This window comes from Ensifer sp. EB106-05-01-XG146, from assembly GCF_058791875.1.
On the sequence record NZ_JBYTDX010000001.1, the window covers coordinates 3,298,646 to 3,312,014 of the forward strand.

Sequence of the window (13,369 nt, forward strand, 5' to 3'; positions counted from 1 at the left end):
ATGAGCAGAACTGACCCGATCGTCATCGTTTCGGCGGCCCGCACACCAATGGGCGCCTTTCAGGGCAGCCTCAAGGATTTGACCGCGCCGGAAATCGGCGCCATAGCGCTCAAAGCCGCACTCGATCGTGCCGGCCTTGATGCTGTCGACGAGGTGTTGATGGGCAATGTGCTGCCGGCCGGCATTGGCCAGAACCCGGCGCGCCAGGCAGCCCTTGGCGCCGGCCTCGGCAAGGAAACGCCGTCGACGACCATCTCCAAGGTCTGCGGCTCCGGCATGAAGGCGTTGATGCTTGGCCACGATGCTCTGCTGTCCGGTAGCGCGTCGGTGCTTGCGGTCGGCGGCATGGAGTCGATGACCAACGCGCCCTATCTGCTGCCGAAAGCGCGCGGCGGCTTCCGCCTGGGTCATGGCGAAGTCAAGGACCACATGTTCCTCGACGGCCTCGAAGACGCCTATTCCGGCCGGCTGATGGGCACCTATGCCGAGGACACGGCCGAGCACTATCAGTTCTCGCGCGCCGATCAGGACGGCTTTGCGCTGCGATCTCTGGAGCGCGCAACCCGCGCAGCTGAGGATGGTTCCTTTGCCGAGGAAGTCGTGTCAGTCGCTGGCGCCGGCAAGCGCCAGACCGCCAATCTCGACCGCGACGAACAGCCGACCAAATCGGATCCGTCAAAGATCCCGAAGCTGAAACCCGCCTTCCGCGACGGCGGCAGCGTGACGGCCGCCAATTCGTCGTCGATATCAGACGGGGCAGCGGCGCTGATCCTGATGCGCGCCAGCGAAGCGGAAAAGCGGGGGCTGACCCCGCTTGCTATCGTCGCGGGCCATGCGGGCCACGCCCAGGAGCCGGCCTGGTTCACGACCGCCCCGATTGGCGCAATCGACAAGCTGCTGGCAAAGCTCGCCTGGGAGAAGGGCAGCGTCGGCCTCTACGAAATCAACGAGGCCTTCGCCGTGGTGGCGATGGCGGCGATCCGCGACCTCGGCCTGTCGGACGAGATCGTCAACATCAACGGCGGCGCCTGCGCACTCGGCCATCCGATCGGCGCATCCGGCGCCCGCATCATCGTGACATTGCTTCACGCCATGCGCGCCAACGGCGTCAAGCGCGGCATCGCCTCGCTCTGCATCGGCGGCGGCGAGGCGACGGCGGTCGGGCTAGAGCTGTTGCAATAGCGTAGCGCGTTCCGGTCGCCTCGCGCTCCAACCTACGAGAAACGCCGCCGGTCGAACCGGCGGCGTTTCTCGTTTTCAGCATGCGATTTGCCTGACGCCTCACCCCATACGCTCGGAAGCATAGGAGCCCGGGCTCGGCGGGAAGACGACGACACGGTTGCCGTTGATGAAGCAACGGTTGTGGATATGAGCGTGCACGGCGCGCGCCAGCACCTGGCTTTCCACGTCACGGCCGATCGAGACATAGTCTTCGGCACTCTGGGCATGAGTGATACGGGCGATGTCCTGCTCGATGATCGGACCTTCGTCGAGGTCGGCGGTGACGTAATGCGCCGTCGCGCCGATCAGCTTCACGCCGCGCTCATAGGCCTGCTTGTAGGGGTTGGCGCCCTTGAACGACGGCAGGAAGGAGTGATGGATGTTGATGATGCGGCCCGACATCTTCTTGCAGAGCGCGTCGGACAGGACCTGCATGTAGCGGGCAAGCACGATCAGTTCGGCGCCGGTCTGGTCGACCAGTTCCAGCAGCTGGGCTTCCGCCTTCGGCTTGTTCTCCTTCGTCACCTTGATGCAGTGGAACGGGATATCGTGGTTGACCACCACCTTCTGGTAGTCGAAGTGGTTGGAGACGACACCGACGATGTCGATCGGCAGTGCGCCGATCTTCCAGCGATAGAGCAGGTCGTTGAGGCAATGGCCGAAACGCGACACCATGAGCAGCACCTTCATGCGCTCCTCGCTGTCGCGGATCTCGGCGTTCATGTCGAAGCGCTTCACCACCGCTTCGAAACCTGCCTTCAACTCGTCGAGTTTTGCGCCTTCCTGGCTGATAAAGCTGAGACGCATGAAGAACAGGCCGGTTTCGAGGTCGTCGAACTGCGAACTGTCGGAGATATAACAGCCCTTTTCGGCGAGATAGCCGGTGATCGCGGCGACGATGCCACGGGTGGTCTTGCAGCTGACGTTCAGCACATAGCTTTTCATCGGTATGTCTCTCGCTCCAGAGGTTTTTCCGGCCCCCCTTATAGGCCAGTCATACAAAAACTAGCGCGGCCTTTTCGCCGCCGTCGATCCATTCGCGACATTCGCTTGACGGAACCGGCCAGAGAAGGCGGCCCGCAGGATGCGGGCGCGCCCGAAGGTGCTAGGAGAAGGGATCAAGCGAGAAGCCGCGTGGCCCCTCAGCGCGGCGTGCGGTCCGGGTGCGCGCGGGCGAAAGCCTCGATCTCCGCGCAGTTCTGGTCGATCGCGACCAGCCGCGGACAGGCCGAAAGATCGACGTCCCATCGGCGGGCATTGTAGACCTGCGGCACAAGGCAGAAATCCGCCATGGTCGGCATGTCGCCATGGCAGAAGCGCCCGGTCGCGGAATGGTCGAGCAACCGTTCGAAGGCGGCAAGCCCCTCGCCGATGAATTTGCGCATCCAGTTGCGCCGCGCCGCCTCGCTGTCCTCGGCATTGGCCATGACGTGGGACACGACGCTGAGATTGCAGACGGGGTGGATGTCCATGGCGATCGCATAGGACAGGCTGCGCACCCGCTGACGACCGATGGCGTCATCCGGCAGGAAGCCGGAGGTTGCCCGGGTCTCGGCGAGGTACTCGATGATGGCGAGCGATTGCGTGAAGCGCTCGCCATCGATCTCAAGGACAGGCACGAGCCCTTGCGGGTTGCGGACCAGATGGTCCGGCGCCTTGTGTGCCTTGGCAAGCAGGTCGACCGGCACAGAACGATAGCGTTCACCGAGGCTGTTGAGCGCGATGCGCACCCGATAGCTCGCCGACGAACGCCAGTAGTCGTAAAGGACGGTCTCGCTCATGCCTTGCCCGTTCGTGTCAGTCAGCCGTTTCCGACTGTGTTGTAAGCTTCGACGGTCTGTTCGATAGCTCCGAAGATGGAATGACCGGTTTTGTCCTTCATCTCGATGCGCACGACGTCGCCGACCCTCAGGAACTGGGTTTTCGGCGCACCGCCGGCGATCGTCTCGATCATCCGGAGTTCAGCGATGCAGGAATAGCCGGCACCGCCTTCCGCAACAGGCTTGCCCGGTCCGCCGTCGAGCTTGTTGGAAACGGTGCCCGAACCGATGATCGTGCCGGCGGAAAGCGGCCGGGTCTTGGCCGCATGCGCGACCAGCTGCGCAAAATCGAAGGTCATGTCGATGCCGGCATTGGCGCGGCCGAAGGGTTTGCCGTTGAGGTCGACTTGGAGCGGCAGGTGCAGCTTGCCGCCGTCCCAGGCGTCGCCCAGTTCATCCGGCGAAACGGCAACCGGCGAAAAGGCCGACGACGGCTTTGACTGGAAGAAACCAAAACCCTTGGCAAGCTCGGCCGGGATCAACCCGCGCAGCGACACGTCGTTGACGAGCATGACGAGCTGGATCGCCGCCCGTGCCTCGTCGATGGTCGCACCCATCGGCACGTCGTCGACGATGACGGCGACCTCGCCCTCCATGTCGACGCCAAAGGTCTCGTCGGCAAGCGGGATCGGATCGCGCGGCGCGATGAAGCTGTCGGAGCCGCCCTGGTACATCAAGGGATCGGTCCAGAAGCTTGAAGGCATCTCGGCATTGCGGGCCTTGCGCACCAGCTCGACGTGATTGACGTAGGCCGAGCCGTCGGCCCATTGGTAAGCGCGCGGCAACGGCGACAGCGCATCATGTTCATGGAAGCGGATCGTCGGCTGCGAACCGGTCTCGATCCCTTCGGCGACGCGCGCAAGCCGAGGGCCCGCATGCGCCCAGTCGTCGAGCGCTGCCTGCAGCGTGCGGGCGATGTGCCCGACCTCCGAGCAGCGGGTAAGATCGCGGGAGACGACCACGAGCTTTCCGTCGCGCGTACTGTCCTTGAGTGTCGCCAGTTTCATGCAGTCCTCCCTCTCAAACTTCTCATTGTTCCAGACCGAAGACCGCTTCGCGGCCGTCGCGGAATTTCTTTACGCGGACGAATCGTCCGCAATCTTCACAACAAGGCCGTCGGTGGCGATCGTCAAGGCGCCCGCCCAGTTTTTGCGAGCCGCCGCAATCCAGTGGGCCTCAGATATCTCGGGGTCGTCGGCGGGGATGAGGTGATGCAGCACCAGCCGTCCGACGCCGGCGGCCGCCGCGATCGCCGCCGCCTGTTCGGCGAAACTGTGGCTCGCCAGCAGATGCTCCTTCAGCCGCGCGCCATTGCCGGTGCGCGCCACCAGCCGGTCGACGCCTTCGGCGAGCATCGCCTCATGCACGAGGATGTCAGCTCCTTTGGCGAAATCAGCAAGCAGCGGGAAATAGGCTGTATCGGACGAGAACACGACCGAGCCTTCCGCATCGTCGAACCGAAGCGCAAAGCAATCGGTCACCGGCGGATGGTCGACGCGCAGCGCCGAGAGCGTCAGGCCGTTCTCGGAGAAGATCTCGCCTTCCGAAAACTCGATGACCTCGACCAGCATCCGCAGGTCGGGCCGGCCCTCATCGACGATACGAATCTCGATATCGAAGGCCATCGATTGCAGGAAGCCCTGCCAATAGGCGCGAGTGCCTGTGGGCCCGTAGACGCCTACCGGCTGCGACAACCCCGCGGTCCAGGCCGTGTGAATGAGCGGCCCGAGTTCCAGCACATGATCCGAATGCAGATGGGTAATGACGATCAGGTCCAGCGTCTTCAGCGCCACACCGGCATCGGTCAGTCCGCGCGTGACGCCAAGGCCGCAATCGACGACAACCGTCCGGCCGCCGATTTGAAGCAGAGACGACGTCGGCCACGGGCCGCCCGGCCGGATCGCCGGACCGCCCTTGCTGCCGAGCAAAACCAGGCGTGAACTCAAGACCAATCGCCTTCCGGCGTCCCGTTGAACCGCTTCTTGAGATCCGTCCAGCAGTCGATGTAGTTGTCCTGCAACGTCTCCAGTTCGGCGGCGTAGCGGGTCAGTTGCTGCGGGAAGCGGGTCTCGAACATGAAGGCCATCGTATGGTCGAGCTTCACCGGTTTCAACTCGCTATTCGTCGCTTTGTCGTAGCCCGACGCATCGGGCCCATGCGCCAGCATCATGTTGTGCAGGCTCATGCCGCCAGGCACGAAGCCCTCTTCCTTTGCGTCGTAGCGACCGTAGATCAGCCCCATGAATTCGCTCATGATGTTGCGGTGGTACCAGGGCGGACGGAAAGTGTGTTCAGCCACCAACCAGCGCGGCGGGAAGATAACGAAATCGATATTCGCCGTGCCCTCTTCGCCCGAGGGCGCCGTCAGCACCGTGAAGATCGACGGATCCGGATGGTCAAAGAGGATCGCGCCGACGGGCGAATAGGTCTTGAGGTCGTATTTGTAGGGCGCGTAGTTGCCATGCCAGGCGATGACGTCGAGCGGCGAATGGCCGATCTCGGTTACGTGGAAACCGCCGCACCACTTCACATGCACGCGGCAGGGCGTCTCCTTCTCCTCGAAGGCGGCGACCGGCGTCTTGAAATCGCGCGGATTAGCCAGGCAGTTTGCGCCGATCGGACCGCGATCCGGCAGCGTGAACTTGGCGCCGTAGTTTTCGCAGACATAGCCGCGCCAAACCTTCTCGTCGCCAAGTCGCGTCACCTTGAACATGGTGCCGCGTGGCACGATGCAGATCTCGGAGGGTTCGACGTCCATCTTGCCGAGCTCGGTGAACACCTGGATCGCGCCCATTTCCGGAACGATCAGCAGCTCGCCGTCGGCATTGAAGAAATAGTCGTCCACCATGTCGGCGTTGAAGGCATAGGCATGCGCTGCCATGCCCGAATGCGTCGGCGCATCGCCCGCCGTCGTAATCGTGCGGATGCCCTGCAGGAAGTTCAGCTTTTCCGTCGGCTCCGGCAGTGGATTCCAGCGCAACTGGCCAAGCGCCAAAGAATGCTCGGCGACATGCGGCGCCGTCTTCCAGTGCGGATAGTCGATTTTGTTGAAACGTCCGGTGTGGCGAACGCTCGGGCGGATGCGATAAAGCCAGGACCGCTCGTTGGTGCCGCGCGGCGCGGTAAAGGGGGAGCCCGAAAGCTGCTCGGCATAGAGGCCATAGGCACATTTCTGCGGGCTGTTCTGCCCTTGCGGCAGGGCGCCCGGCAGGCTCTCGGTCTCGAAATCATTGCCGAAGCCGGGCATGTAGCCAAGCGCTTCGTTGGCCTTAGCCAGTGTCCCGGCCTGTTTTCCTGCCTTGTCCAGCATCGTCGATCCTCCTCCTCATGGCACCCTGCTTCGGCTTCGCGAACCGACCTGTTCACAGGTCCGGCGCAATTCCAAATACCGCGGCGACGGCCTTTTCCCAGGGTGGACGCAGGCGTCGCCTTCGGCATATTAGTTGCAATCGTAACTATCGATTTTGTAACTATCAAGGATGCCCGATGGCCGCCGATGGCTTCGAACTCAATGCCTTCCTGCCCTATCGGCTGAACCGCGCCGCGGAATTCGTCGCGCTGCGCTTTGCCGCCCAGTACAAGGCGCGCTACCAGCTCACGCGCCCGGAATGGCGCACTCTGGCCGCCCTCGGCAGCACAAGCCGCCCGATGACGGCCACCGAAGTCGGCGCGCACTCGGCCATGCACAAGACCAAGGTCAGCCGCGCCGTCGCCTTGCTCGAAAAACGCCGCTGGCTGACGCGGCGCGAAGACGAAAACGACCGCCGCATCGAACATCTGGAACTGACGAAGACCGGCATCCGGGCCTATGGCGAATTGACGGAGCTTGCCGTCCGCTATCAGGCGGAACTCGACACGCTGATCGGGCCGGCCGGGATACAGGCGCTCGCCGTCGGGCTGGAAGCAGTGGAACGCGCTATCGGCAGGTTCGACCCTCCGCCCTCTGCCTGAGGCTTCAGCCCTTCATCCGCTCGGGGATCGGCACGCCCTCGAAGCTCTTCAAGGTTTCAAGCACGATCGACGTCTTCACATGCTGCACGCTGTCGTGCGGCAGAAGCACGTCGTTGACGAAGCGCGACAGCCCCGCAAGATCTGGCGTCACCACCCGCATGTGGTAGTCCATCTCGCCGGTGAGCGCATAGGCCTCCAGCACCTCCGGCAGGCCGGAAATGAGCTTGCCGAAGCGCTTGGCATTGTCGCGATTGTGGGTAGCGAGCGTGACCGAGATCACCACCATCAGATCGAGGCCGAGCTTCTGCCGGTCGATCTGTGCCTGGTAGCCGGTGATGTAGCCTTCCGCTTCAAGCCGGGTGCGCCGGCGCGAACATTGCGACGGCGAAAGCGCGATGCGTTCCGACAGTTCGTTGTTGGTCAGATGCCCGTCACGCTGCAATTCGCTGAGGATCTTGAGATCGAACCCGTCAAGCTGCTCCATTCGTGCATCCTAATACGCAATTTTGCATGTTTCGTGCGCCATTCTGTCTAAACCGCGCAAGAATACAAGCATCATGCATGGGAATTGCGTCATACTCCAGCAAAGTTTGGAAGAATAAGAGGAGACTTCCGATGGGCCCCTTCCCGCATGACGCCCCGCCGGCAACGATTACCGCTGACAATCCCGCCGGCACCGACGGCTTCGAGTTCGTCGAATTCGCCCATCCGGAACCGGAAAAGCTGGCCGAGCTCTTTACTCGCATGGGCTACAGCCCGGTCGCCAAACACAGAAGCAAGAACATCACCGTCTGGCGCCAGGGCGACATCAATTACATCCTGAACGCCGAGCGTGGCTCGCACGCCATGCGCTTCGTCGACGAACACGGCCCCTGCGCCCCGTCGATGGCCTGGCGCGTCGTCGATGCCAAGCACGCCTTCGAGCATGCAGTCTCGAAGGGCGCCATCCCTTACGAAGGCAAGGACAAGTGTCTCGATGTCCCGGCGATCGTCGGCATCGGCGGTTCGCTGCTCTATTTCGTCGAGACTTACGGTGCCAAGGGCTCGGCCTACGAGGCCGAATTCGAGTGGACCGGGGAGCGCAATCCGAAGCCCGAGGGCGTCGGCTTCTATTATCTCGACCACCTGACCCACAACGTCTATCGCGGCAATATGGACAAGTGGTGGGCCTTCTACCGCGAACTGTTCAACTTCACGCAGATCCACTTCTTCGACATCGACGGCCGCATCACCGGCCTCGTCAGTCGCGCGATCACCTCGCCCTGCGGCAAGATCCGTATCCCCTTGAACGAGTCCAAGGACGATACGAGCCAGATCGAGGAATATCTGCGCAAGTACAAGGGCGAAGGCATCCAGCACATCGCCGTCGGCACCGAAGGCATCTACGATGCCACCGACAAGCTGTCGGACAATGGCCTGAAGTTCATGCCGGGCCCGCCGGAGACCTACTACGACATGTCTCACGACCGTGTGCACGGCCATGATGAGCCGATCGAGCGGATGAAGAAGCACGGCATCCTCATCGACGGCGAAGGTGTCGTGAACGGTGGCATGACAAAGATCCTCTTGCAGATCTTCTCGAAAACCGTAATCGGCCCGATCTTCTTCGAATTCATCCAGCGCAAGGGCGACGAGGGTTTCGGCGAGGGCAACTTCCGCGCTCTGTTCGAGTCGATCGAAGCCGACCAGATCCGTCGCGGCGAACTGGGTCCGCAGGCGGCCGAGTAAGTCAGGTCCGGCATCGGCCGGACGGCACCGCCCAATCAAATCAGCCTCTCGCCTCAAGCGAGGGGCTTTTTACTTTGGAGACCTGAGGCGCCTGCGAGCCAGCCGCGCCCAGTGTACACCCCAACGTGCCCCAAGAGGGGCACGCATCGGCGAGAGCCTCAGTTCGTGGCGTCGTTGACCACCCGCCAGTTTGGCCGACCAAGGTCGTGCGGCCAATCGATGACGTCGCGGTCGTTGAAGTAGACGACCTCGGCGAGATTGGGGAACTGCGAATCCGCTTGCGTCGCGGCGTTCATCCAGGGCTGCATATAGGCCTGGCTGCCTTCCCATCCGAGCTCGGCCACCCAGATCGGCTTGTTGTATTTGGCGACCAGGTCGTAGCCGGGTTTCAGTGCCTCGGTGAAGGTCTTCGGCGCGCCGTATTCGATCTTGTCAAACGGTTCGAGCCCGAAGACCGAGAGGCCGACGAGATCGACGTAGTCATCGCCCGGATAGTAATCGACCAGGTTCGGCAGCCCCTTGGGCGACCACATGATCTGCGCTTTTGGCGCTTTCGCCCGCACGATGTCCATCGCGTGCCGGTAGGCCTTGATCCAGTCCTGGGGCTCCCAGCCGGCCCAGGAGAAACGCCCGGACGTATCTTCCATTTCCTGGCCCCAGCGCACGATGACTGGGCTCTTCAGCCCGGCAATCGTGTTGGCGATTGCTTCCATGTTGGCGTCATACTCACCTCTGAGCATGCGGTCGCGAAGCTGCGTCGGCGTCAGTTTCCAGTCCAGCGACCAGGACCAGGGCTCGATGGTGATCAGCAGGTTGCGATTGCGCTGGAGCGCGTACTCGTCGGCGACCTGCAAGGAAGCGAGGTCCACGTCTTCCCAAGGCAGGAACAGGGCCTCGGTCGAGACATCGCTCTGGGCGCCGAAATCGCCATGCGGATCATAGGCACCGAACTTTGTTCCGCCCGGGTGAATGACCGGACGTTTATCGCTCATCGTCTGTTCTGCACTGGTCGCAGGATTGGCTTTCTCCTGCGCCAACGCGGATACCAAGCTTGCACTGAGATCCAGCTGGAGAGCCAGAGCCGTGCATAGCGCGAATGCCAATTTGCGTTTCATTTCATCCTCCTGCAGCAGAACGTCTATTTCTTGGCCAGGAACTGTTCCTTCAGCCGGAGTGCCTTGGCCGTGATGTTGTCGTGGGCAACAAAACGTTTGTACTCGTCACCGGCGCGGGGCTTGGCATGGCTGAAGACGTACCACTTCCCGTTGGGCACCTTGCGTTGATAGACCGTGTCGCCGATCCGGGCGTGACCGAAGCAGCTCCGGGCATTGCCGGCATTGGCCGAGGTCGTCCAGGTGGCCTGCATGCACATCATGCCGAGGTCGCTGACGTACCAGTTGCCTTCGGCAAAGGAACGATCGCCCTTGCCCTTGTCGACGAACGCCACGAGCTTGCGCCCGTGGGCTTCGAACCGGGCACCGCCTGTCGACCACTCCCAGGTCTTGTTGCGGTAGAGCGAGTAGACCTCATAGGCGCTGAGCGGCTTTGGCTTGACTTCCATCTTCGCCTTGACCGGCTCGGCGCCGAAATAGACCGCGGCCGCTGCCAAAGGCACCAGCAGCGGGAGAGCTATGACTTTCAACGACCCTTTCATTGCATTTCTCCTCGCATTGGAGACCACACACACTCGACTGCTTGCCGTCGTCATGACGGCACATGAAACCGACCGACCTTCCTGGTCGTTATCGTTTCCCTGTTACTTTGTTGGCTGATATTCGATGCACTGATTTCGCCGCGCGCCTGCCCGTCGGATGGCTGTGAAAACCCTCTCCATTTCAGGCGGAAGCGAACGGTTTTGAGATTGGTGCCGCTGCCGGCACCGGCGACCGTGTATCTCGTTTCGGTGAAGCTCACGAACTGCAGGCCGTGCGACAGCGCCTGGGTTGCCTCGGCCCCATGGCGCACGGCCGATTGAGCCGAGAGCACCGAGACCAGCACCAGGCACCCGGCCGTCGCCGCCGTCATCGTCGACCGCGGGATCAGGGCCAACCGGTTTTCGCGTGCGTGGCAAATGAGGATCACCGCCACCAACCCCGCATAGATGAGCGCGTTGATGCCGGCGAAGACATAAAACCCGCGCGCCGTGCCGGCATCGGAGATACCCCTGGCGACCAGAGCCGATGCCAAGGCGAGCACCAGATAGGGCATCAGCACCCGCAGCGGCAAAGGCGCGGCGGCACCGCCACCCTTCGGCGTGATGCGGAAGTCGACGAAGGAGCCCGTCAGATGATCGCGCACCGCCGCAAGGCAACCGAGCAGCGACCAGGGCCAGCGTGCAAACAGGAACAGCGTGCCTTCCCAGCTCAGGACGCGTGCGTCATAGGGCCGGAACGTGCCCGTCGAGCGCCAGAAATAGGCAAGCGCGATCAGCACCAACGAGAGCGGCGCGAAATGCAGCAGAAATTCCGGATAGGTGACGGCGACGAAGGTCCGACCGGAGACGAGCGCCACGATCGGCATCAGGAACATCAGCGCCATGAACGACGAAAACAGCGGATACCAGAGCTGCGAGAACAGGAACTGGAACTTCAGCCGCGGCGACAGCTTCGGCACGTAGACCGGCGAGTATTTCAACAGGATCGTGACGAGGCTTCGCGACCATTGGAACTCCTGAACCACGAGATCGGCGAAATTGGCCGGTCCGTCGCCATGGGCGATCGCGTTCAGCGCATGCACGCCGCGCCAGCCATGGGCATTCATGATCAGCGTTGTCGAATGGTCTTCGGCAAGTTCGGGCCCAAGCCCACCGATCTGCTTCAGGGCCTTGGTCCGAACGGCATAGTGCGAACCGATGCACAGCGGCGCCCAGCCGTTGTTGTAGCCGGCCTGCAGCGAGCCGTGCATGCTGGCCTCCGCGTGGAGCCTCCCGCGCGCTGCCCAGCTGGTGGCGGCGTTGGCATCGCAGATGCTCGGCGCCGAGACATAACCGACCGACGGGTCGTTGAACGGGCGCAGCACCTCGACGAGATAGGTGGTTTCCGGCACATGATCGGCATCGAACTGGGCGACGAAATCGTAGCGCTCGTAGCCATAGTGATCGTAGAAATAGGCGAGGTTTCCCTCCTTGCACCGGGTCCGGCGCGGCCAGGAAGAGCGATGGTAGTCTGCGACGCCCTTTCGCGTGGAGATCATCACCCCGCGCGCCGCGCACCAGGCAATCGTGTCCGGTGACGGATCTTCGTCTGCGAGCCACACGTCGAATTCGCAGCCGGTCTGGTCGAGCATGGCGAGCAGCGTCTTGCGCACCACCGAAAAGGGTTCCGAAGGCGCCTTGGTCACCACCATCGCGACCCGCCCCTGCGGCACCCGGACGGCGCTTGCCGCCATAACCTTCGCGCCGGAAAAGATCACGATGAAATAGACCGGCAGCAGCGTGATCCATCCGACGACCACCGTGATCAGCACATAGGACGGCCAGTCGACGACGTGGGCGGGATCAAGCCACCACTGCCAGAAATACAGGAGGGCGCCAAACCATGCGGCAATGCCGAGGACATGGAGCAGTCGCAGCCGGCCCGAAAACAGGGCGGCGGGCGCCGAAGCGGCCTTCCGGCTCTGCCCGAAGGCGATCGTCTCATCCGGTTTCGCGGTTTCCAGCGACCAGTTCATGAGCGCACCTCCAGGCCGAAGCTCGGCGCGGCCGTCGCGATGATCGTGTCGATGTCCGAAAGCTGCGGACGGAAACCCAGCCTCTGGCGCGCCCAGTTCGTGTCGGCATAGAGAACCGGCGGGTCGCCGGGCCGGCGCGGCAGCATCTGCACCGGGACCGGCCGACCGGTGACCCGGTCGATGGCCGACAGCACCTGCCGGACCGACGTCCCATGGCCAGAACCGAGATTGGCGTGCAACACCTCGCCGCCGTCGCGCAGATAGTTCACCGCCGCCACATGCGCGTCGGCAAGATCGGTCACGTGGATGTAGTCGCGGATGCAGGTGCCATCCGGTGTCGCATAGTCGTCGCCGAAGACATCGAGCCTGTCGATCCGCCCGGCCGCCGCCATCAGCGCACGGGGAATGAGATGCGTTTCCGGATCGTGTTTTTCGGTCAGCTGCCCTTCCGGATCGGCGCCGGCCGCATTGAAGTAGCGCAGCGCCACCGAGCGGATGCCGTAGGCACGGGCATAGTCGCCAAGCATCAGTTCGATCATCAGCTTGGTGCGGCCATAGGGATTGATCGGCAGCTGAACCATGTCCTCGGTAATCGGCAGCTGCGGCGGGATGCCGTAGGTGGCGCACGAGCTGGAAAAGACGATGCGTCCAAGTCCGGTCGCCCGGCAGGCTTCCAGAAGCGCGATGCTGCCGGCAACATTGTTGGTGTAGTATTTTCCCGGATCCTCGACCGATTCCCCGACATAGGCGGATGCGGCAAAGTGGATGAGGCATTCGGGCGAATGGGTCCGGATTGCCGCCGCCAACCGTTCCTTGTCCTCGATCGCCCCCTCCACGAGGGGGCCCCATTTCACGTTGGATCGATGCCCCGTCGAGAGATTGTCGTAGACGACGGGAACGATGCCCTGCTCAGCCAGACGCTTGCAGGTGTGGCTGCCTATGAAGCCGGCTCCGCCGGTGACCAGTGCGACGCGAGACAT

The 13,369-nt window shown here is 62.8% G+C and carries 13 protein-coding genes; 3 read left to right on the forward strand and 10 right to left on the reverse strand.

Annotated features, from left to right (window positions below):
• The gene (locus AC3WVQ_RS16405; protein WP_090298043.1) at positions 1–1,182 is read left to right on the forward strand and encodes an acetyl-CoA C-acyltransferase; all 1,182 of its coding nucleotides are present in this window, start codon (positions 1–3) and stop codon (positions 1,180–1,182) included.
• A gap of 99 nt (positions 1,183–1,281) precedes the next feature.
• On the opposite strand, the gene purU is transcribed toward AC3WVQ_RS16405, so the two are convergent.
• The 5 genes from purU to hmgA form a co-directional block, all read right to left on the reverse strand.
• Entirely contained in the window at positions 1,282–2,166 is an 885-nt protein-coding gene (gene purU / locus AC3WVQ_RS16410) for a formyltetrahydrofolate deformylase (protein ID WP_034787183.1), read from the reverse strand.
• A gap of 197 nt (positions 2,167–2,363) precedes the next feature.
• Entirely contained in the window at positions 2,364–3,002 is a 639-nt protein-coding gene (gene maiA / locus AC3WVQ_RS16415; protein ID WP_090298046.1) for a maleylacetoacetate isomerase, read from the reverse strand.
• A 20-nt stretch (positions 3,003–3,022) separates the two neighbouring features.
• On the reverse strand, positions 3,023–4,048 hold the full coding sequence (locus AC3WVQ_RS16420; protein WP_060581238.1) for a fumarylacetoacetate hydrolase family protein: 1,026 nt from the start codon (positions 4,046–4,048) through the stop codon (positions 3,023–3,025).
• Positions 4,049–4,117: 69 nt separating this feature from the next.
• Positions 4,118–4,987, reverse strand: a complete 870-nt coding sequence (locus AC3WVQ_RS16425) for an MBL fold metallo-hydrolase (protein WP_090298113.1) — start codon at positions 4,985–4,987, stop codon at positions 4,118–4,120.
• On the reverse strand, positions 4,984–6,351 hold the full coding sequence (hmgA, locus tag AC3WVQ_RS16430) for a homogentisate 1,2-dioxygenase (RefSeq protein ID WP_090298050.1): 1,368 nt from the start codon (positions 6,349–6,351) through the stop codon (positions 4,984–4,986). Before hmgA ends, AC3WVQ_RS16425 begins: the two co-directional genes overlap by 4 nt.
• A gap of 176 nt (positions 6,352–6,527) precedes the next feature.
• Here hmgA and AC3WVQ_RS16435 point away from each other — a divergent pair, with 176 nt between their 5' ends.
• Positions 6,528–6,992: a MarR family winged helix-turn-helix transcriptional regulator gene (locus tag AC3WVQ_RS16435; RefSeq protein ID WP_060604581.1), complete on the forward strand. Its 465-nt coding sequence runs from the start codon at positions 6,528–6,530 to the stop codon at positions 6,990–6,992.
• A gap of 4 nt (positions 6,993–6,996) precedes the next feature.
• On the opposite strand, the gene AC3WVQ_RS16440 is transcribed toward AC3WVQ_RS16435, so the two are convergent.
• A complete protein-coding gene (locus AC3WVQ_RS16440; protein ID WP_034787199.1) occupies positions 6,997–7,476 on the reverse strand; it encodes an Lrp/AsnC family transcriptional regulator in 480 nt (159 codons plus the stop codon).
• A gap of 131 nt (positions 7,477–7,607) precedes the next feature.
• Here AC3WVQ_RS16440 and hppD point away from each other — a divergent pair, with 131 nt between their 5' ends.
• A complete protein-coding gene (gene hppD / locus AC3WVQ_RS16445; RefSeq protein WP_090298053.1) occupies positions 7,608–8,720 on the forward strand; it encodes a 4-hydroxyphenylpyruvate dioxygenase in 1,113 nt (370 codons plus the stop codon).
• A 158-nt stretch (positions 8,721–8,878) separates the two neighbouring features.
• Here hppD and AC3WVQ_RS16450 read toward each other — a convergent pair whose 3' ends face one another.
• The 4 genes from AC3WVQ_RS16450 to galE are packed head-to-tail and all read right to left on the reverse strand — an operon-like array spanning position 8,879 to position 13,369.
• The gene (locus AC3WVQ_RS16450; RefSeq protein ID WP_060517455.1) at positions 8,879–9,835 is read right to left on the reverse strand and encodes a glycoside hydrolase family 26 protein; all 957 of its coding nucleotides are present in this window, start codon (positions 9,833–9,835) and stop codon (positions 8,879–8,881) included.
• A 23-nt stretch (positions 9,836–9,858) separates the two neighbouring features.
• Positions 9,859–10,374 carry a DUF995 domain-containing protein gene (locus AC3WVQ_RS16455; RefSeq protein ID WP_034787207.1) on the reverse strand — a complete coding sequence of 172 codons (516 nt, stop codon included), beginning with the start codon at positions 10,372–10,374 and terminating at the stop codon, positions 9,859–9,861.
• Positions 10,375–10,424: 50 nt separating this feature from the next.
• Complete coding sequence (locus AC3WVQ_RS16460) at positions 10,425–12,389, reverse strand: glycosyltransferase family 2 protein (RefSeq protein ID WP_090298055.1); 1,965 nt, start codon at positions 12,387–12,389, stop codon at positions 10,425–10,427.
• A complete protein-coding gene (gene galE, locus AC3WVQ_RS16465) occupies positions 12,386–13,369 on the reverse strand; it encodes a UDP-glucose 4-epimerase GalE (protein ID WP_090298058.1) in 984 nt (327 codons plus the stop codon). Before galE ends, AC3WVQ_RS16460 begins: the two co-directional genes overlap by 4 nt.

Bases quoted from the DNA above. Each gene is read 5' to 3' on its own strand.
- AC3WVQ_RS16455 (WP_034787207.1), bottom strand. From the start codon at position 10,374: ATGAAAGGGTCGTTGAAAGTCATAGCTCTCCCGCTGCTGGTGCCTTTG.
- purU (WP_034787183.1), bottom strand. From the start codon at position 2,166: ATGAAAAGCTATGTGCTGAACGTCAGCTGCAAGACCACCCGTGGCATC.
- maiA (WP_090298046.1), bottom strand. From the start codon at position 3,002: ATGAGCGAGACCGTCCTTTACGACTACTGGCGTTCGTCGGCGAGCTAT.
- AC3WVQ_RS16435 (WP_060604581.1), top strand. From the start codon at position 6,528: ATGGCCGCCGATGGCTTCGAACTCAATGCCTTCCTGCCCTATCGGCTG.
- hppD (WP_090298053.1), top strand. From the start codon at position 7,608: ATGGGCCCCTTCCCGCATGACGCCCCGCCGGCAACGATTACCGCTGAC.
- hmgA (WP_090298050.1), bottom strand. From the start codon at position 6,351: ATGCTGGACAAGGCAGGAAAACAGGCCGGGACACTGGCTAAGGCCAAC.
- AC3WVQ_RS16440 (WP_034787199.1), bottom strand. From the start codon at position 7,476: ATGGAGCAGCTTGACGGGTTCGATCTCAAGATCCTCAGCGAATTGCAG.
- AC3WVQ_RS16405 (WP_090298043.1), top strand. From the start codon at position 1: ATGAGCAGAACTGACCCGATCGTCATCGTTTCGGCGGCCCGCACACCA.
- AC3WVQ_RS16420 (WP_060581238.1), bottom strand. From the start codon at position 4,048: ATGAAACTGGCGACACTCAAGGACAGTACGCGCGACGGAAAGCTCGTG.
- AC3WVQ_RS16450 (WP_060517455.1), bottom strand. From the start codon at position 9,835: ATGAAACGCAAATTGGCATTCGCGCTATGCACGGCTCTGGCTCTCCAG.
- AC3WVQ_RS16460 (WP_090298055.1), bottom strand. From the start codon at position 12,389: ATGAACTGGTCGCTGGAAACCGCGAAACCGGATGAGACGATCGCCTTC.
- galE (WP_090298058.1), bottom strand. From the start codon at position 13,369: ATGTCTCGCGTCGCACTGGTCACCGGCGGAGCCGGCTTCATAGGCAGC.